The organism is Streptomyces tropicalis, assembly GCF_029269835.1.
In the GTDB taxonomy this organism is placed as follows: Bacteria; Actinomycetota; Actinomycetes; order Streptomycetales; family Streptomycetaceae; genus Streptomyces; species Streptomyces tropicalis.
Genome location: NZ_JARJBB010000001.1, coordinates 795,525 through 813,687, shown reverse-complemented (window position 1 = coordinate 813,687; position 18,163 = coordinate 795,525). Strand labels below are relative to the sequence as shown.

The 18,163-nt window shown below is 74.2% G+C and carries 15 protein-coding genes; 8 read left to right on the top strand and 7 right to left on the bottom strand.

All coding sequences use genetic code 11. The annotated features are described in order from the left end of the window. Positions 1-60: 60 nt before the first annotated feature. On the bottom strand, positions 61-1,446 hold the full coding sequence (locus P3H78_RS03545) for an SGNH/GDSL hydrolase family protein (protein WP_276107230.1): 1,386 nt from the start codon (positions 1,444-1,446) through the stop codon (positions 61-63). 340 nt (positions 1,447-1,786) lie between these two features. Here P3H78_RS03545 and P3H78_RS03540 point away from each other — a divergent pair, with 340 nt between their 5' ends. Together P3H78_RS03540 and P3H78_RS03535 are read left to right on the top strand one after the other, a co-directional pair. Further along, positions 1,787-3,049: a DUF445 domain-containing protein gene (locus P3H78_RS03540; protein WP_276107229.1), complete on the top strand. Its 1,263-nt coding sequence runs from the start codon at positions 1,787-1,789 to the stop codon at positions 3,047-3,049. A 118-nt stretch (positions 3,050-3,167) separates the two neighbouring features. Next, positions 3,168-4,688, top strand: coding sequence for an MFS transporter (locus P3H78_RS03535; protein ID WP_276107228.1), 1,521 nt, complete (start codon positions 3,168-3,170; stop codon positions 4,686-4,688). A gap of 332 nt (positions 4,689-5,020) precedes the next feature. On the opposite strand, the gene P3H78_RS03530 is transcribed toward P3H78_RS03535, so the two are convergent. After that, entirely contained in the window at positions 5,021-5,323 is a 303-nt protein-coding gene (locus tag P3H78_RS03530; protein ID WP_276107227.1) for a hypothetical protein, read from the bottom strand. A 147-nt stretch (positions 5,324-5,470) separates the two neighbouring features. On the opposite strand from P3H78_RS03530, the gene P3H78_RS03525 reads away from it, so the two are divergent. Next, on the top strand, positions 5,471-6,175 hold the full coding sequence (locus tag P3H78_RS03525; RefSeq protein ID WP_276107226.1) for a hypothetical protein: 705 nt from the start codon (positions 5,471-5,473) through the stop codon (positions 6,173-6,175). Between the two features lie 49 nt (positions 6,176-6,224). On the opposite strand, the gene P3H78_RS03520 is transcribed toward P3H78_RS03525, so the two are convergent. Together P3H78_RS03520 and P3H78_RS03515 are read right to left on the bottom strand one after the other, a co-directional pair. Then, the gene (locus P3H78_RS03520; protein WP_276107340.1) at positions 6,225-9,362 is read right to left on the bottom strand and encodes a DEAD/DEAH box helicase; all 3,138 of its coding nucleotides are present in this window, start codon (positions 9,360-9,362) and stop codon (positions 6,225-6,227) included. Positions 9,363-9,500: 138 nt separating this feature from the next. Further along, on the bottom strand, positions 9,501-10,517 hold the full coding sequence (locus P3H78_RS03515; protein WP_276107225.1) for an SEC-C domain-containing protein: 1,017 nt from the start codon (positions 10,515-10,517) through the stop codon (positions 9,501-9,503). A 203-nt stretch (positions 10,518-10,720) separates the two neighbouring features. On the opposite strand from P3H78_RS03515, the gene P3H78_RS03510 reads away from it, so the two are divergent. The 3 genes from P3H78_RS03510 (at position 10,721) to P3H78_RS03500 (ending at position 12,885) form a co-directional block, all read left to right on the top strand. Continuing rightward, positions 10,721-11,047, top strand: coding sequence for a DUF6412 domain-containing protein (locus tag P3H78_RS03510; protein WP_276107224.1), 327 nt, complete (start codon positions 10,721-10,723; stop codon positions 11,045-11,047). A gap of 115 nt (positions 11,048-11,162) precedes the next feature. Next, complete coding sequence (gene yidC, locus P3H78_RS03505) at positions 11,163-11,906, top strand: membrane protein insertase YidC (RefSeq protein ID WP_276107223.1); 744 nt, start codon at positions 11,163-11,165, stop codon at positions 11,904-11,906. Between the two features lie 121 nt (positions 11,907-12,027). Next, positions 12,028-12,885, top strand: coding sequence for a fumarylacetoacetate hydrolase family protein (locus tag P3H78_RS03500; protein ID WP_276107222.1), 858 nt, complete (start codon positions 12,028-12,030; stop codon positions 12,883-12,885). A gap of 42 nt (positions 12,886-12,927) precedes the next feature. Here the strand turns inward: P3H78_RS03500 and P3H78_RS03495 are convergent, their stop codons facing one another. The 3 genes from P3H78_RS03495 to P3H78_RS03485 all read right to left on the bottom strand — a co-directional run bounded on the left by P3H78_RS03495 (position 12,928) and on the right by P3H78_RS03485 (position 15,507). Continuing rightward, positions 12,928-13,803, bottom strand: a complete 876-nt coding sequence (locus P3H78_RS03495; protein WP_276107221.1) for a TIGR03620 family F420-dependent LLM class oxidoreductase — start codon at positions 13,801-13,803, stop codon at positions 12,928-12,930. Positions 13,804-13,882: 79 nt separating this feature from the next. Next, positions 13,883-14,422 carry a heme-degrading domain-containing protein gene (locus tag P3H78_RS03490; protein ID WP_276107220.1) on the bottom strand — a complete coding sequence of 180 codons (540 nt, stop codon included), beginning with the start codon at positions 14,420-14,422 and terminating at the stop codon, positions 13,883-13,885. Further along, the gene (locus P3H78_RS03485; protein WP_276107219.1) at positions 14,419-15,507 is read right to left on the bottom strand and encodes a Gfo/Idh/MocA family protein; all 1,089 of its coding nucleotides are present in this window, start codon (positions 15,505-15,507) and stop codon (positions 14,419-14,421) included. Before P3H78_RS03485 ends, P3H78_RS03490 begins: the two co-directional genes overlap by 4 nt. 131 nt (positions 15,508-15,638) lie before the next feature. Here P3H78_RS03485 and P3H78_RS03480 point away from each other — a divergent pair, with 131 nt between their 5' ends. Together P3H78_RS03480 and P3H78_RS03475 are read left to right on the top strand one after the other, a co-directional pair. After that, positions 15,639-16,946 carry an ROK family transcriptional regulator gene (locus P3H78_RS03480; protein WP_276107218.1) on the top strand — a complete coding sequence of 436 codons (1,308 nt, stop codon included), beginning with the start codon at positions 15,639-15,641 and terminating at the stop codon, positions 16,944-16,946. 101 nt (positions 16,947-17,047) lie between these two features. Beyond that, positions 17,048-17,803 carry a GntR family transcriptional regulator gene (locus P3H78_RS03475; RefSeq protein ID WP_276107217.1) on the top strand — a complete coding sequence of 252 codons (756 nt, stop codon included), beginning with the start codon at positions 17,048-17,050 and terminating at the stop codon, positions 17,801-17,803. Positions 17,804-18,163: the final 360 nt, after the last annotated feature.

Here is an 18,163-nt window from a genome sequence, read left to right as displayed (position 1 = left end):
GCGCGGGCCCGCCGTCGGCTCGCGCCCGTGACCGGGGGAGCAGCCGGCTCCCGCGCCCGGCTAGAGCTGGGCCTGTCCGGCACCCATCAGGGCCGCCAGGTCGAAGACCCGGGCCATCTCCTGGAAGCCCTTGTCGCTCGGGTGAAGGTGGTCCCCCGAGTCGAAGTCGGGGCGCAGTCGGCCCGGTGCGGCCGGGTCCCGCAGCGCCCGGTCGAAGTCGACCACCGCGTCGTAGACCCGTCCCGACCGGATCTCCGCGTTGACCCGCTGCCGGACCGCCTCGCGGGCCGGTGTCCAGCCCCGGTGGCCCTGGAGCGGCATGAGGGTCGCCCCGACGACCTTCAGCCCGTGGGCGTGGGCCTCGCGGACCAGGGTGCGCAGGCCGTCCGTGATCTTCACCGGGTCGGCCAGGACCGGGTTGCGCAGGATGTCGTTCACGCCGAGGTCGATGACGACGACCTTCACGTCGGTGCGCTCCAGCACGTCCCGCCCGAAGCGGTTCAGGCCGCTGGGGTTGTCGGCGGGCCGGCCGAGGCCGCCCGTGAGCACCTGGTTGCCGCTGATGCCCTGGTTGACCACGCTGTAGCGCGGCACGTCCGCACCGGCCCGCACCGCGGCCCGCAGCCGGTCCGAAAGGGCGTCGGTCCAGCGGCGGTTGGCGTTCTCGGTGGAGGTGATGCCGTCCGTGATGGAGTCGCCGAAGACGACGACGGTGCCGTCCGACTCGTTGCTGAGGACGTCCAGCGCGGTCAGGTAGCGCCAGTACCGCGTCCGCTGCGCGTACGGCGCCCCGGTCGCGTCCTCGGCGCGGTCGCCCTGGGCGACGTACGAGATCTGGCGTGCGTGCGGGTGGTAGGTGACCGGCCCGGACGGAGTGGGGGAGTAGGTCGTGACCATCACGTCGCTGCCCTGCGGCAGGGCGATGCGCACGGCGTCGCTCATCACCTGCCCGCCGGGCGGGACGACGACGGACGCGGAGCCGGAGAAGGTGAGCCGGCGCATCGTGCCGGGCACGGCGGCGGCCGTGGCGGGGCCCGCGGCGACCGCGATCGAGGCGTGCGTGACCGTCAGCGGCGACTGCCCGTAGAGATTGGACAGCGTGATACGGGCACTCGTCCCCGCGACGCCGGTGTGCACCACGTTGCGGACCGAGCGGCCCGCCATGCCGGTGATCTCCGTGCCGGGTTCGGCCCCCGCCGGGGAGGTCGACCAGGCTCCGACCCAGGCACCGGAGGAGGCCGGCGCCGCGGAGTCGTGCGGGGCGCGGTCGGCGGAGACCGCGTGGGTGGGGGAGTCGTCGCCGGGGGCGAGCCCGGCGTAGAGGGCGAGGGCCAGGACGGCGATCACGGCGGTGATCGCGGCGGGCAGGGCGCGGTGCCTGGCGGGCGCCGCCGACGTCGGCTGCTCCACAGCGGGCCCCACACCCCCGACGTGACGCTTGGTCATGCGGGCGTTGTTCTCCTCGGGCGACGGGAGCCCGTGGCTCCGAACCTACGGATCCATGATGAGGCATGGACCGGGGGGAGTTGACAGGGCCCTGCCCGATTCTCCCCCTCGGACGGACGCCGGGAACTTCGGTTCCGTTCCGGGAGTAGCTCAGGAAGGGACAATTGTGTGCGGGATCACGGGACAGGCGGAGCGTATGGAACGTACGACACCACAGGGGACGGCCTCCGGGGCCGCGAAGAGCGGGCGCGCGGGCTCGGAACCCGCTTCGGGCGGGCCCGGGAGGACCGGGCCCGCGACGGCCGGCGCTGCTGCGGCCGGTGCCGCCTCGCGCCGGGCCATGACCGTGTTCAGCGCCGCCGACGAGGAGCGGCAGCGCGGCGTACGCCGCATGAAGCTCACCGCGACCGCCCTGCTGCTGCTCGTCGCCGTCGTCTACGTCCTCGCCCGGTTCGCCGACCAGGCCGGCGCCGGCCCCTGGTCCGGATACGTCGCCGCGGCCGCCGAGGCCGGCATGGTCGGCGCGCTGGCCGACTGGTTCGCCGTCACCGCCCTCTTCCGCCATCCCCTCGGCCTGCCCATCCCGCACACCGCGATCATCCCCACCAAGAAGGACCAGCTCGGGGTGTCCCTGGGCGACTTCGTCGGCGAGAACTTCCTCTCCGAGGACGTGGTCCGCCAGCGGCTGCGCGCCGTCGGCATCGGCAGCCGCCTCGGCGCCTGGCTCGCCGTCCCCGAACACGGCGACCGCGTCACCGCCGAACTGGCCACCGCGCTGCGCGGCGCCCTGACGGTCCTGCGGGACTCCGACGTCCAGGCGGTGGTCGGTGAGGCCGTCACCCGCCGTGCCGGCGCCCAGGAGATCGGCCCCGGCCTCGGCAAGATGCTGGAGCGGATCGTCGCCGACGGCGGCCACCGCCGCGCCGTCGACCTGGTCGTCTCCCGCGCGCACGACTGGCTGGTCCTGCACAGCGACTCCGTGATGGACGCCGTCCAGGGCGGCGCGCCCGGCTGGACCCCGAAGTTCGTCGACCGGAAGGTCGGCGAGCGGGTCTACAAGGAGCTGCTGCGCTTCACGACCGAGATGCGCGACATGCCCTCCCACCCGGCGCGCGGCGCCCTCGACCGGTTCCTCACGGACTTCGCCGGCGACCTCCAGTCCGACACCGACACCCGCGCCCGCGTCGAACGCCTCAAGGGCGAGGTGCTGGGCCGCGGCGAGGTGCAGGACCTGATCGCCTCCGCGTGGACCGCGGTCCGCTCCATGATCGTCTCGGCGGCCGAGGACGAGCGCAGCGAGCTGCGGCTGCGCGTCCGGGCCTCCCTGCTGTCCCTGGGCGCCAGGATGGCGTCCGACCCCAGGGCCCAGGGCAAGGTCGACCGCTGGGTCGAGGGCGCCGCGGTGTACGTGGTGACGACGTACCGCGCGGAGATCACCTCCCTGATCACCGACACCGTCGCCGGCTGGGACGCCGAGCACACCACCCGCAAGATCGAGGCCCACATCGGGCGCGACCTGCAGTTCATCCGCATCAACGGCACGGTCGTGGGCTCCCTGGCCGGCCTGCTGATCTACACGGTGTCGCGGGTGCTGGGGGCGTAGGGCGCCGGCGGCCGGAGCGCGTGCACGCGCTCCGCCGAGTGGCCGGGTGCGTGCCTGGCGTGAACTCGCCATGTTGGGGGCACCCGATGGTGGTTCTCGCTCAATGAGGAGGGAGCCCATGACCACCGCACCGGCCGATCCCGGCCCCACCGTGACCACCAACATTCCCGCACGCCTCGACCGGCTTCCCTGGTCACGCTGGCATTGGACGATCGTGATCGGTCTCGGGACCGTGTGGATCCTCGACGGCCTGGAGGTGACGGTCGTCGGCAACATCGCCGGACGCCTGTCCGAACCGGGCAGCGGGCTCGCGATCAGTTCCGGCCAGGTCACCGGTCTGGCCGCCGCCCTCTATGTGGCGGGCGCCTGCGTCGGTGCCCTGTTCTGGGGCCGGATGACCGACCGCTTCGGCCGCAAGAAGCTCTTCATGATCACCCTTGCGGTGTATCTGGCGGCCACCGCGCTGACCGGGCTGTCCTTCGACGCCTGGTGGTTCTTCCTCTTCCGCTTCCTCACCGGCTTCGGCATCGGCGGCGAGTACGCGGCGATCAACTCCGCGATCGACGAGCTGATCCCCGCCCCCTACCGCGGACGCGTCGATCTGATGATCAACGGCAGCTTCTGGGTCGGCGCGGTCGCCGGCTCCCTGCTCTCGATCCCCGCGCTGAACACCGACTTCCTCGCCGCGGACGTCGGCTGGCGGCTGACCTTCGCCCTCGGCGCCGTCCTGGCCCTGGTGATCCTTCTGGTCCGGCGGCACGTCCCCGAGAGTCCGCGCTGGCTGATGATCCACGGCCGGGACCGCGAGGCGGAGCAGGTGGTCAGCGGCATCGAACAGCGCATCGAGGAAGAACAGGGCCGGCCGCTGCCCGAGGCGCACGGCGAGATCACCATCCACCAGCGCCGCGCCGTCTCCTTCCTGGAGATCGGCCGCACCGTCTTCTCCGACTACCGTAAGCGGGCCGTGCTGGGCTTCTCCCTCTTCATCGGCCAGGCGTTCCTCTACAACGCGATCACCTTCGGCTTCGGTGCCATCCTGACCAAGTTCTTCCACGTCCCCGCCGACCACACCGGCTACTACTTCGTCGTCATCGCGGTCGGCAACTTCCTCGGCCCGCTTCTCCTCGGCAAGCTCTTCGACACGGTCGGCCGCCGGGTCATGATCTCGACGACGTACCTGCTGTCCGGAGTGCTGCTGTTCGGCACGGCCTGGCTGTTCGACCAGGGCGCGCTCGGCGCCGGGACGCTGACGGCGTGCTGGTGCGCGGTCCTCTTCTTCGCCTCGGCCGGCGCCTCCAGCGCCTACCTGACCGTCTCCGAGATCTTCCCCATGGAGACCCGGGCGATGTCCATCGCCTTCTTCTACGCCCTGGGCACCGCGGCCGGCGGCATCAGCGGGCCGCTGCTGTTCGCCGACCTCACCGGCACGGGCAACATCGGCGACACGGTCCTCGCGTTCTCCATCGGCGCCGTGCTGATGTGCGTGGCGGGCCTGGTCGCCGCGCTGCTCGCGGTGAACGCCGAACGGCGCTCCCTGGAGGACATCGCCAAGCCGCTGTCGGCGGTAGCGGCGAAGGCGAAGGCGGCGTCCGCCGGGCGCGAGGGCGGCATCGCGCCGCCGTCGTCGTCCCCGGCGTGACGCGGGTACGGCCACCGTTCCCGACAGGACACCGGCGTCGTCGCCTCAACGGCGGGACGCCGGTGTCGTCGTGTCTGCCGGTGCCGTCGCGACGCCGGTGTGGCGGCGAGACCGGGGCGGCCGCGGCGCCGGGGTGGTCGTGAGGTCAGGGCGGTCGTGACGCCGGTGTCGTGGTCCCGGGGGCGCCATCCCAGGACGGCCTCTGTCCCGGGATGGCGCCCCCGGGACAGAGGCCGTCCTGGGAGGAGGCCGTCCGGGGGAGGAGGCCGTCCCCGGGGTCGAAGCCGCGGCGGCCGGTGCACCGCCGCGGACGACGCACCCGCGCGGAGGGTTCAGCCCCGCCGGTCGGCGACCGCCCAGGAGGCCAGCGCGACCGCACCGGCGACCCCGAGGACCGACGGCCAGGCGCCGACCCTCTTCGCCAGCGGATGCGATCCGGCGAACGCCGCGACGTAGCCGGCCGTCAGCGCACCGGCGGCCCGGCCACCTGCCCGCTGCCGCCACTGCTGGGCGGCCGCGGCCCCCGCGACGGCCAGCACGACCCCGCCCAGCGGCCGCTTCCCCGTCCACCGCGCCACGCCGTACCCTCCGACGAGCCCGCCCGCGGCGACCACCGCACTGGGAACCTTCGCCATCACGCGCCTCCTGAATGCGTCCTCGTCGGTCCTCGACGTCCCCGAGACTAGAACCTCCCGTTTCCTCCCCGGTGGCCGCCCCCGCCCCGCCCCCGCTAGGGTGCGTCCCGACCCAAGACGATGATCTTCACCGGGGGACGGATCCGCGTGGGCGCCATAGTGTTCAACCTGACCACCGCCGCTTTGATGGTGCTGCTCTTCAAGAGCGGCCTCGCCCTGGTCGGCGAGGACACCCTGCGCTGCCGGCCCGTGCCGTGGGCGGCCGTCGGCCTCACCGCGGTGGCGATCGGCGGAGTGGTCCTGCAACTGTCCTGGCCGGGAGCGATGGACGCCCTGGACGACGACCCGCGCCGGAGCGGCTGGTGGCGGGTGGTCACCGCGGTCTTCCTGCAGAACGGCGGCCTGTCCGGCGGCGCATGGAACATCGTCACGCTGGCCGTGGTCGCCGCCCTGGCGCAGTGGTTCTGGCGCGGCCCGCTCATGCTGGTGCTGTTCGCCGCGGGCATCCTGCTGCCCGAGCGGATCGACGCGCTGTTCGGCGAGACCGCGCACAGCACCGACCCGAGGAACTTCGCCGGCAGCTCCGGCGCGACGTACTTCCTGGCCGCCACCCTCGCCGGCGCCCTCCTGCTGACGGCGCCCACCATGAAGACCCGCCTGCTCGCCCTCGCCGCCCCGCTCGCCGGCCTGGCCATGTGGCTCACCCAGTCCAACGGCCACGGCCTGGTCACGGTCCACGGCTTCCTCCTGGGCACGGCCGCCCTCCCCCTCAGCCGGCACCTGCCCCGACGCCCGGCCCCGGCGGCCCCGACGCCTGGCAACGAGGGCTCCGCCCGCCCCACCACCGACTGAGGCCCTCCGGGGCCACGGGACGGGGGGTGCGGGCGGGCCCTGCGCCCGATCAGCTTCCCGTGATCGCCGAGTACGTCCACACGTCGGCGGGCAGCTCGTGGCCGAGACGCCAGGTGATGGCCATGGGCTTGCTGCCGGTGTGGCTTTCGTAGGCGGCGGGGCCGAGGAGGATCCAGGGCTGGGACTTGCCTATGTCGGTGTTCTTGTAGCGCCGCACGAACAGCAGGACCGTGCCGTCCTGCTCCTTGTGCCGCCGGTACCGCAGACCGGTGGGGGAATCGGCGGCCGTGCTGTTCTGCGACTCCCAGTGGAACAGAGTCGGGGTCAGCGCGTAGTCCTTGTAGCGCACGGTCGGGGAGAAGTCCTTCTCGTTCTTCTCCAGCGTGATGAGGAGGGCGTCCGTGTGGAGCTCTGCGACCCACTGCACCCCCTGGGCGAAGGAACGCGGCATCTGACCGCCGAACCGGGCCACGCCCAGGGCGGCCAGGATCTCCGAGCGGTTGTACGCGCTGTGCACCTTCAACGGGATCTGCTCGAGCCGGCCGGCCAGCGGCAGGGGGAGGTGGTCCGTCCGGTCACTGACGTACGCGAGGAGCTGTCTGAGCTCGTCGCGGAACGCTCGCTGCGGACGGAGGGACTCCAGCCCCTCCTGGAAGCCGGCGAAGCCGCCCGCGTTGTCCCAGAGGTTGAAGAACAGCATGCGTGCGTAGGCCTGGTCGGCCGGGTCCAGCTCCTCGTACGCCGGAGCGCCGTCGTCGAGGAGGCGCAGGTACGCCTGAGCGCGCTCCGGGTCGTCCACGTGGAGGAAGGCGTGCACCCGCTTGAGCAGTGCCGCCTCTCCCGGCGGCGCCGGTTCCTCGACGAGGCCGGCCCTGCGCAGGACCGCGGTCCATGAGGTGTCGTTCTTGTACAGCTCCTTGATCTCCCGGCGGCTCTCACGGAGGTAGTCGGCCAGGAGGGGCGTGCCGTAGGACCTGACCTCGCTCACCAGCGTCTTCACGGTGGCGCCCAGCTGCGTCCGGATGTTCTCCAGGACCAGGTCCTTGGACTTGCCCTCCAAGATGATCTGGCAGCCCGAGGGAAGCTGCGGGAAGTCGCGCTCGATGTGGTCCACGAGCCTGTTCCGCGACAGGTTGGTCAGCGCTCTGAACTGCTCCTCGAAGCGGAACTCCGCCCGGTGCTGGCCGATGAAGTCCAGCACGGTGAGCACCGGCTTCGTCTCGGTGCGGCGCAGTCCGCGGCCCAACTGCTGCAGGAAGACGGTGGCGCTGTTGGTGGGGCGCAGCAGGAGCAGGGTGTCGACGTCGGGGATGTCCAGCCCCTCGTTGAAGAGGTCGACGGAGAAGATCACCTGGATCTTGCCGTCCCTCAGGTCGGCCAGCGCCTGGGCGCGCGCGTCGGCCGGAGTGTCGCTGTCGAGTGCCACGGCCCGGAAGTCCGCCCTGCGGAAGAAGTCCGCCATGAAGTGGGCGTGTGCCTTCGTCACACAGAAGCCCAGCGCCCGCATGGCTCCCGGGCGGGAGACCTTGTCCCGGATCTGTTTCACGACGATGCGGGCGCGGGCTTCGTGCCCGGTGAACAGATTGCCGAGCTCGTGGTCCGCGTACGCACCCCTCTGCCAGCCCAGCTGCGTCAGATCCGTCCCGTCAGGGATGCCGAAGTAGTGGAAGGGGCACAGCAGGTCGTTCTCCAGGGCCTCCCAGAGCCGCAGCTCCGCGGCGATGCGTCCCTCGAAGAACTCGTCCTGGACGGTGAGCCCGTCCATCCGCTCGGGCGTGGCGGTCAGGCCCAGCAGTTCCTTCGGCGCGAAGTGGTCGATGACGCGCCGGTAGGTGGCGGCGGTGGCATGGTGGAACTCGTCGATGACGATGACGTCGAAGTGGTCCGGGGCCAACTGCTCGAGACGCTGGACGTTGAGCGACTGGACGCTGGCGAAGACGTGGTCCCACGCGGCCGGTTCCGCACCCGAGTGCAGCAACTCCCCGAAGGACGCGTCGTCCAGCACTTCGCAGTAGGTCCGCAGGGACTGCCGCAGGATCTCCTTGCGATGTGCCACGAACAGCAGCCGCGGCCGCCGGCCCTCGGAAGCCCTGCACAGAGCCCGGTAGTCCAGGGCCGCCATCACGGTCTTGCCGGTCCCGGTGGCGGCGACCAGCAGGTTGCGGTGCCGCCCGCGGATCCCGCGCTCGATGGCCAGACGCTCCAGCATGTCCCGCTGGTGGGGGAAGGGGCGCACCTCGAGACCCGAGAGGTTGATCTTGAGGTCGGGGTTCGAGCTGGTCCCGCCGGCCTGCGCGAGCGCGCCGTCGAGACGCTCGGCATGCACGTCGGGGTCGTAGGCCTCGAAAGCGGTGTCGTTCCAGTACGCGTCGAAGGTGGCCTCGAACTTGTCCAGTACCGCCGGCGTGGCGACGGAGGACAGCCGCACGTTCCACTCGAGACCGTCGAGGAGGGCGGCCCGTGACAGGTTCGAGCTGCCCACGTAGGCCGTGTCGAAGCCGGTCCTGCGCCGGAAGAGCCAGGCCTTGGCGTGCAGGCGCGTGGAGCGGATCTCGTAGTTGACCTTGACGGTGGCGCCGAAGTCGCGGACGAGCCGGTCGAGCGCGTGGCGGTCGGTCGCCCCCATGTACGTGGTGGTGATGACCCGGATCTCCACCCCCCGTGCCCGGGCGGCGAGGAGTGCGTCTTCCAGGACCCGGATGCCGTACCACTTGACGAAGGCGCAGAGCAGATCGATCCGGTCCGCGGTCGTCAGCTCGGCCCGCAGCTCCGCCCCGAGGTTGAGGTCCTCCGGTGCGTTGGTCAGCAGTGACGTCTCGGACAGCGGGGTGAGCGGGCGGATCGCGTAGGCGCCGGGTGCCTCCTTCCCGGCCAGGGCGAGCAGCTGCCGGGGACCCTCGACGACCCTGCTGCCGGTCCCCGTGCCGTCTGCGTCGCCGGACAGTGCCTCCAGCACCCGGTTGGCGAAGGGGACTTGCTGGTCGGGCGGGAGCTGGAGAAGCCTGCGAGCAGCCGTGTCGGCGATGTGCCGGGCGAGCACGTGGGGGGAGGACTCGGGGCTCACCTCCACGTCGACGGCTTTCCAGCCTGCGGCCCCCAGCCGCTCCAGATCATCGAGCACGCCCTGGGTGATGAGCTTCTCGTACACCCCGGCAGCCGGCTCCGCCAGGTCCCCCGCCTCCGTCACCGCGACCCCCTCGATCACACGCCGATGTGACTCTGTTCTAACAGGCGCCACCGACAACCGAGTGCCGAAGACCGGCGGATGGGAGGCGGCGGCGCGGATGTGGCGCCCGCTCGCTCCCACCGGTCCCCGCTGGCGGAGTCAGACCCCCGCCCCGTGACACCCCCCGTACCCCTTCCCCGACCCGCACCAGCACGCCGCGTCCCGCTGGGGCGGCCACGCCGCTGCGCGGCCGCGGGCTGCCAGCGTGGTCGCGTACTGGGGGAGCAGGGTCGTGTCGGTGGGGGAGGAGCCCTCCGAGGCGGCGAAGGCCTCGTAGGAGGGGACCGTGCCCGTGACGATGCCCAGGTTCGCGGTGCCGGAGGAGGACAGCTCGCGCAGGGACGCCTCTATCGTCGCCAGGTGCTGCTCGTAGGAGGGGTACTCGGCGGACAGGTCCGGGTAGTCGGCGACCAGTTCGGTCAGTTCTCCGGCGGGCCAGTGCAGGACCGCCACCGGGAACGGGCGGGACAGGGCCTCCCGGGCGGCGCCCAGTTCGGCGCGCAGGCGGTTGATCTCGGCGGCCAGCTCGGCCGGGTTCTCCGAGCCGAGGGACCAGACGCGCTTGGGGTCGTGGAGTTCGTCCAGGGAGACCGGGGAGTCGTGCAGGGTGTCGGCCAGCGCGTCCCACGCGTCGTGCGCCTGGCCCAGCATGCGCCGCACCCGGTGGCGGCCGAAGAGCAGCGGGCGCGTGGCGTACGGCGGCTCCGTCACGTCCGTCAGGAGCAGCCGCGCGCCCTCCGTGAACGTCTCGTGCGCCGCCTCCAGTTCGTCGTGGGACTCCAGAGCCTCCGCGACGATCACCCAGGGGGCCGGGTCCCGCGGGGCCGCCGTGCGGACGCCGTCGATGATCGCGCGGGCCTCGGCCTCGTGGCCGTACTCCCACAGGTTCGCCGCCTTCAGGGCCCGGACCAGGTGCGGATTCTCCAGGCCGTCGGCGGACGACAGCAGGCGGTCGTAGAGCGCCGTCGCGGCGGGGCGGTCGCCGGACACCTCCAGGTGGGCCGCGGCTTGGAGCAGCAGGGCCTCGGCGTCCTCGGGGTACAGGCCGGCGGTCCGCTCCAGGCGGGCCGCTTCGGCGGCGTGGTCGACGTTCTCGGCAGGCGTGTCGGGGCGCATGGGGGACACCGTACTGCCGTGCGGTGACAACGGTGAGATATGTGCAGGCCAGGGTCCTGTGCGGGACGCCACCGGCCTGCACCCGCCGGACGTCCGCGGCGGGAACCCCCGTACGCCGTCGTTCGTCTCTGTGGGCACAGGGGCGATTCCCGGGCACGGGAGGGCCGCGTGGCCGTGGACGTGGGGGGAGGGGGAGCAGCGTGGTGACCGGCCGGTTCGGAGACCGGGCGTGGGCGCGCTCCGCCGCCGTGCTGCTGCTGCCGGTCCTGCTCGTCGCGCTGCTCGACCTGGGCAGCCTCTCCGCGACCGTCGCCCTCGCCGCCGCTGCCACCGCCGCGGCCGGCTCCGCGCTCCTCGCCTGCCTGCTGGCGGCCGCGCGGTGCGCGCCCGCCGTGCCGCCCACCCGGGTGCGTACGGCCATCCGCGACCGCGACCGCCGTACGGCCTTCCTGCCCCAGCGCGACCCCGACGCCGCGGGCCGCTCACGTCCCCGGGCACCCGGGCGCACCCTCCCGGCGACCACCGCGTAGGGACACGTCCGCTCGGGCCGGCCGGTGCCGCCCGTGCTCTCGCCATGACCCCGCGCGGGTCGTCATGCCGCCTTTGTCGCAGTCCGGCACGACGAGACCCCCGGAGGGCTCACCCATGTCCGTCTTCGCCACCCTGGTCGAGCAGCTCGCCGAGCTGCTCCGGCCGTTGTTCCACGGTTGCGCGGCCGCCGCCGCGATCGTCCTGTTCACCGCGCTCGTCCGCCTGCTCGTCCACCCCCTCTCCCGGGCCGCCGCACGCGGGCAGCGGGCGCGCGAGGCGCTCCGGCCCCGGGTCGCCGAACTGCGCCGGAGGCACCGGAGGGATCCGGAGCGGCTGCGGCGCGCCCTGCTGGAGCTGCACGCCGAGGAGAACGTGTCGCCGCTGTCCGGCGTCCTGCCCTCACTGCTGCAACTGCCCGCGTTCTTCGTGCTGTACCGGCTGTTCTCGGGCGCGGCCGGCGGCGGGGACCGGCTGCTGGAGCACCGGCTGTTCGGCGCCCCGCTGGGCGGGCGGTGGACGGACCTCCTCGCCGGCGGGCAGGTCCTCGGTGCCCGGGGAGCCGTCTACGCGGTGCTGTTCGCGGTGACGGCCGCGGTCGCCGCCGTCGCCTTCCTCAGGGCGCGCCGGACGGCCGCGGGTGCCGGTGCGCGTGCCGCGGGGCGCGCACCGGGCGGGGACGCGGAGGCGCCCGGTGCGGCCGCGCTGGGCAGGGTCGCGCCGTACCTGCCCTTCCTCACCCTGGTCACGGTCGCGGTCGTCCCGCTGGCCGCCGCGCTGTATGTCGTCACCAGCACGGCGTGGAGCGCGGCCGAGCGGGCCCTGCTCCACCGCCGGCCGCCCCTGCCGTCCAGTACGTGAACGGGGTGTTGCGGGCCGGACCTCGGGGCCTGGAGGATCGACCGGTCCTCCGACGGTGCGCGGTCCGCCGCACCCGGTCGCGTTCCGCGGCGGGCGCCCGCGATCGAGGGAGTTGGGGAACATGAAGCTGCTGCGCGTCGGTACGGCGGGAGCGGAGCGGCCCGCGCTGCTGGACGCCGGGGGGACCCTGCGGGACCTGTCGGGACTCGTGCCGGACATCGACGGCGCCCTCCTCGCCGACGGGGCGGGGCTCGACCGGATCCGCGCCGCCGCGGAGTCCGGCACACTGCCCGCGCTGGACGCGGACGGGCTGCGGACCGGTCCGCCGCTGGCCGGGATCGGCAAGATCGTGTGCATCGGGCTGAACTACCACGACCACGCCCGCGAGACCGGCGCCGAGCCGCCGGCCGAGCCGGTGGTCTTCCTCAAGGCGCCGGACACCGTCGTCGGGCCGGACGACACCGTGCTCGTCCCCCGCGGCTCCACCAGCACGGACTGGGAGGTGGAGCTGGCGGTCGTCATCGGGCGCACCGCGCGCTACCTGGACACGCCCCGGGAGGCGCTCGCGTGCGTCGCCGGGTACACGGTGGCGCACGACGTCTCCGAGCGGGAGTTCCAGATGGAGCGGGGCGGGACCTGGGACAAGGGGAAGAACTGCGAGACGTTCACCCCGCTCGGCCCGTGGCTGGTCACCGCCGACGAGGTGCCCGACCCGCAGCGGCTGGCGCTGCGGCTGTGGGTCAACGGCGAGCTGAAGCAGGACGGTTCGACCGCTGAGCAGATCTTCCCGGTGGCCGAGGTGGTGCGCTACGTCAGCCGGTTCATGACGCTGTACCCGGGGGACGTCGTCAGCACGGGCACGCCCGCCGGGGTCGCCCTGGGGCGGCCCGCGCCGAAGCCCTACCTGCGGGCCGGGGACGTGGTCGAGCTGGAGGTCGAGGGACTCGGCCGGCAACGGCAGGAACTGAAGGACGCCTGAGGACGCCCCCGGCGGGGATGCGGAGGCAGCCGGCGCCCCCGCTCAGGACAGCAGGGCGGCCAGCCTGCGCCACTCCTCCCGCGGGAGTGCCTCGCGCGGGGCGCCGGTGACCACCTGGAGCGCCACGTGGTCCGCGCCCGCCGCGAGGAACTCCTCGACGCGGGCGCGGATGCGGCTGTCGTCGCCCCATGCGAACACCGCGTCCAGGAGCCGGTCGCTGCCGCCGCCCTCGACGTCGGCCTCGGTGAAGCCCAGGCGCACGAAGTTGTCGGTGTAGTTGGGGAGCTTCAGGTAGTCGGCGAGGTAGGCGCGGGCGATCCCGCGGGCGCGGGCCGGGTCGGACTCCAGGACGACCTTGAACTCCGGTGCCAGCAGCGGTGCGTCCCCGAGGATCCCGCGGGCGCGGGCGGTGTGCTCGGGCGTGCCCAGGTACGGGATCGCCCCGGCCGCGCGGTCCCGGGACAGCTCCAGCATGCGGGGACCGAGGGCGGCCAGTGCCCGGCGCGGGGCGGGCACGCCCGCCGCGTCGAGGGCGTCGAGGTGGTCCACCATCGCCCCGTACGGACGGTGGTAGCCGGCCACCCGGGGGCCGTGGCTCACCCCGAGGCCGAGCACGAAGCGGCCGGGATGCGCGGCCTCCAGTGCGGCGAACTCCGCGGCGGTCACCTCGGCCTCCTGCTGCCAGATGCTCTGGATGCTGGTGCCGACCACGAGCCGCCGTGTCGCCGCCAGGAGCGGGGCGGCGTGGGCGGCGGTGGTGTTGCCGCCCAGCCAGGCGGCGCCGTAGCCGAGTTCCTCCAGCTCGGCCGCCGCCTCGGCCCGTTCGCCGCGCCGCTCCGGGTCCTCCGAGCGGAGCCCGATGCTCCAGACGCCGTACCGGCCGACGGTCTCCTTCAGGGGTCCTGCGCTGTCGCTCATCGGTTCCGATCCCTCCGGACGGGTGCCGCGCGGTGATCACCGCGCCTGCCGACCGTCCCAACCGGGGGGCGGGACCCGGTCATTCCCGCCGTTCGCCCGGACGGGCGATCGGGCCGCCCGCACCCAGGAACCGCTCCAGTGCCTCCACCACCAGCAGGTGGTCCTGCACCTGCGGCAGACCGGACACCGTCACCGCGCCGACCACGCCCACGTCGGCGACCCGGACCGGGAAGGAGCCGCCGTGCGCCGCGTAGACGTCCGGGTCGAGGCGCGAGGACGCCTCGAACGTCGTGCCCTTGGCCCGGAAGCGCGAGCCCACCAGGTAGGAGGCGGCGCCGTAGCGCTCCACCACCCGGCGCTTGCGGGCGATCCAGGCGTCGTTGTCGGGCGTGGAGCCGGGCAGCGCCGCGTGGAAGAGCTGCTGGCCCGCGCGGTGGATGTCGACGGCGACCGGGGCCTGCCGCTCCCGGGCCAGCTCCACCAGCAGCGATCCGAGCGCCCAGGCGTCGTCGTGGGTGAACCGGCGGAAGACCAGGCGGCGTTCCTGCGCCTCCAGTTCCTCCACGGTGGGCGTGCTCTCCGCCGCGGCCCCCGGGGAGGCCGTCTTGTCGCTGCTCACAGGGTGACCTCCACACGGTCGCGGGTGGAGCGGCGGGCCGCTTCGAGGACGTCGAGCGCGGCTGCCGCCTCCCGTGCCGTCACCGGGTTCGGGGCGCCCTCGCGCAGCGCGGCGGCGACGGCGGCGTAGTACGCGGGGTAGTCGCCCGGCAGCGTCGGCACGGCGCTCCCGCCGCCGGTCACCGGGGACTCGCCGGCGCCCAGCCGGCCCCACAGCTCCTCGGGCTCGGCACCCCAGCCGGGCCCGGTGCCGGGGCGGCCGCCCTCGCGCAGCGCCGCCTCCTGCGGGTCCAGGCCGTACTTGACGAAGCCGGCCCGCGAGCCGAGCACCCGGAAGCGCGGGCCGAGCTGGGCGGCCGTGGCGGACACGTGGAGGTGGGAGCGGACGCCACCGGCGTGGGTGACGGCGATGAACGTGTCGTCGTCGGCCTCGGCGCCCGGCCGGCGGACGTCCGCCTCCGCGTAGACGGCGGTCGCGGGGCCGAACAGCACCAGGGCCTGGTCGACGACGTGGCTGCCGAGGTCGTAGAGCAGGCCGCCGATCTCGGCGGGGTCACCGGACTCGCGCCAGCCGCCCTTGGGCCGCGGCCGCCACCGCTCGAACCGGGACTCGAACCGCCATACGTCCCCCAGGCCGCCGTCGGCGATCAGCCGGCGCAGGGTGAGGAAGTCGTTGTCCCAGCGGCGGTTCTGGAAGACCGAGAGCAGCAGGCCGCGTCGTTCGGCCAGGGCGGCCAGGTCCCGCGCCTCGGCCGCGGTGCCGGCGACCGGCTTGTCCACGACCACCGGCAGACCGGCCTCCAGGGCGGCGCTGGCCAGTGGGACGTGCGTCTTGTTGGGGGAGGCCACGACGACCAGGTCGAGGTCGCCGGCCCGGTCGAGCAGCTCCTCGGGGCGGGCCACGACGCGGACGTCCGGGAACTCCGCCAGGGCCTGCGCCCGGCGCTCGGGGTTCGAGGTGACGACCGTGTCCAGGGCCAGGCCCTCGGTCGCGGCGATCAGCGGGGCGTGGAAGACGGAGCCCGCGAGGCCGTAGCCGACGAGGCCGACGCGCAGGGGGGTACCGGTCAGGGGCGTGCCAGTCATGCGCCCTACTTTCGCAACGCTGTTGCCAAAGTGCAAGCGCGGGGGACAATGAGGGAGCGGTCGGCTGATCGGGCGGCCGGCGGAAGGGCGGCACGGTGACGGGGACGGCGGGGACGGCGGGGATGGCGGGCATGCGGAGCGCGGCGACGGGGGCGAACCTGCTGGCGCTGCGCAGCCACAACACCGCCCTGGTGCTCGACCTGCTGCGCGCCGCCGGTGCGCAGGGCATCAGCCGGCTGGAGCTGGCCGAGCGGACCGGGCTCACCCCGCAGGCGGTCAGCAAGATCACCGCACGGCTCCGCGAGGACGGACTGGCGGCGGAGGCGGGACGGCGGGCGTCGACCGGGGGCAAGCCGCGGACGGTGCTGCGCCTGGTGCCGGAGGCGGCGCACGCCGTGGGCGTGCACGTCGACCGGGACGAGGTGCGCACGGTCCTGGCCGACCTCGACGGCACCGTGGTCGGCGAACGCCGCCGCCCGCTGGACCTCGGGGATCCCGCGGACCGCGTGGTGGAGGGCGTGGCCGCCGAGGTCGAGGCACTGGTGGCGCAGGTGCTGGGGGGAGCGGGGGAGTCCACGTCGCCGGCGGCCGGGGCCGGCCCCCGCGGGGGCGCGCGCCTCGGCCCCGGCGCGGGGGCCCTCCTCCCCGATTCCGGTTCCGGCGCGGGTACGTTCCCCGACTCCGGTCCCGGCCCGGGTGTGCTCCTCGCGGCCGGTCCCGGCGAGGGCGCGCTCCCCGGATCCGGTCCTCGCGCGGGCGCCCTCCCCGCCGCCGGTTCGCTGCTCGGGGTCGGGGTGGCGCTGCCCGGCCCGCTCGACCACGTCCGGGGCGTGCTGCACCGGGTGACGGGGTTCCCGCAGTGGGACGGCCATCCGCTGCGCGACGCGCTGGCCCGGCGGCTCGGCGTGCCCGTGGTGGTCGACAAGGACACCAACGCGGCCGCCCTGGGACTCGCGGTCGCGGGCGAGGGCGGTTCCTTCGCGTACCTGCACCTCGGGACCGGGCTCGGCGCCGGTCTGGTGATCGGCGGGCACGTGCACCGCGGGCCGCGGACCGGGGCCGGTGAGTTCGGGCACCAGGTGATCCAGCTGGACGGCCCGCCGTGCGGCTGCGGTGACCGCGGCTGCATCGAGGCGCTGTGCCTGGCCGCCGTGGAGCGCGGCGAGGCGGGGGAGGCGGCCCGCGTCCTGGGCGCCGGGGCGGCGAACCTCGTGGGGCTCCTCGACATCGACCTGGTCCTCCTCGGCGGCCGAACGGTCGCCGCCGCGCCGGACGCGTTCCGGGCGGGCGTGGCCGCGGTGCTGGGTGCGCGCGCCCGGCGCGAGGGGCTCCCGGCCCGCGCCGTCCCCGTGCGTATCGCGCCCGGCGGCGCACGCGGGGTCGCGGAGGGCGCGGCCCAGTTGCTGCTGGCGCCGCTGTTCGGCCGGGGGGAGGCGTAGGACCCGGCACGCCGGGCTGGAGGCCCGCCCGGGGTGCCGCCGGTACCGGCCCGCCCGGAGGCACCGCCCGCGGCCGCGCGCCGGTCTGCGACGATCCCGGGGTGGACTACCCGAACGACCAGGCGCCCGGCGCCCCCGTCCGCGCCGGCATCCCGGAGCACGGCCGCATTCCGAAGTACTACGCGGTGAAGGCGCGGATCGGCCACCTCGTCGCGCAGCTCGGCGAGGGGCGGCCGATCCCCACCGAGCGCGACCTGTCGGAGGAGTACGGGGTCGCCCGCGAGACCGTGCGCCAGGCGCTGCGCGAGCTGGTCCTGGAGGGCAGGCTGCGCCGCCGTGGGCGGGGCACCGTCGTCGCCGGGCCCAAGCTGGAGCAGCCGCTGTCCCTGGCCAGCTACACCGAGGGCGTCCGGCGCCAGGGGCGCACCCCCGGGCGGGCCCTCGTGGGCCTGGAGCAGTTCCCCTGCCCGGACGCCCTCGCCGCCGAGACGGGGCTCACCCGGGGCACGCCCGTGTGGCACCTGGAGCGCGTGCTGCTCGCCGACGACGAGCGGGTCGGCCTGGAGAGCACCTACGTGGCGGTGGACCGCGTCCCCCGCCTGGACGCCGACTTCGACCCCGACTCCTCCTTCTACGCCTACCTGCGGGAACGGGGCGTCGTCTTCGGCGACGCCGACGAGCGGATCGAGACGGTGCTCGCCACGCCCCGCGAGGCGCTGCTCGTCGGCACGCCCCCGGCCCTGCCGATGCTGCTGATGCACCGCGTGTCCCGGGACGCCGAGGGGCTCCCGCTGGAACGGGTACGGACGCTGTACCGCGGGGACCGCTTCTCCTTCTCGACGCATCTGCGCGGCTGAGCGGCGGCCGCCTGCGCCGCCCCGCGCCGCGGCCGGAGCCGCGACCACCGGCCCGCGACATGAACCGCCCCGCGACATGAACCGCCCCGCGACCTGTACCGCCCCGCCCCGCGATCTGCACCGCCCCGCGCCGCGACCTGCGGCGCGCAGAGGCCCGCAGCCTGCGCGGTGCCGCGCCTCGCGCACGGGTCCGCCGCGGGGCGGTGCCCGTGCGAGCCGCCCGGTCCGGACCGGTCCGGACGGTGTCGTCGTCCGACCGCCATTTCATCACGAATGGATAACGGGTCTAGCCCAATCGCGATCGTCTCGGTCAGGCTCGGAACGACAGCCGAATGTCTCCGGTTTCCGACCCCGAGGAGC

Coding starts and splice junctions, on each gene's coding strand:
- P3H78_RS03500 (WP_276107222.1), top strand. CDS start 12,028: ATGAAGCTGCTGCGCGTCGGTACGGCGGGAGCGGAGCGGCCCGCGCTG.
- yidC (WP_276107223.1), top strand. CDS start 11,163: ATGTCCGTCTTCGCCACCCTGGTCGAGCAGCTCGCCGAGCTGCTCCGG.
- P3H78_RS03480 (WP_276107218.1), top strand. CDS start 15,639: ATGCGGAGCGCGGCGACGGGGGCGAACCTGCTGGCGCTGCGCAGCCAC.
- P3H78_RS03540 (WP_276107229.1), top strand. CDS start 1,787: ATGACCGTGTTCAGCGCCGCCGACGAGGAGCGGCAGCGCGGCGTACGC.
- P3H78_RS03495 (WP_276107221.1), bottom strand. CDS start 13,803: ATGAGCGACAGCGCAGGACCCCTGAAGGAGACCGTCGGCCGGTACGGC.
- P3H78_RS03545 (WP_276107230.1), bottom strand. CDS start 1,446: ATGACCAAGCGTCACGTCGGGGGTGTGGGGCCCGCTGTGGAGCAGCCG.
- P3H78_RS03535 (WP_276107228.1), top strand. CDS start 3,168: ATGACCACCGCACCGGCCGATCCCGGCCCCACCGTGACCACCAACATT.
- P3H78_RS03515 (WP_276107225.1), bottom strand. CDS start 10,517: ATGCGCCCCGACACGCCTGCCGAGAACGTCGACCACGCCGCCGAAGCG.
- P3H78_RS03530 (WP_276107227.1), bottom strand. CDS start 5,323: ATGGCGAAGGTTCCCAGTGCGGTGGTCGCCGCGGGCGGGCTCGTCGGA.
- P3H78_RS03485 (WP_276107219.1), bottom strand. CDS start 15,507: ATGACTGGCACGCCCCTGACCGGTACCCCCCTGCGCGTCGGCCTCGTC.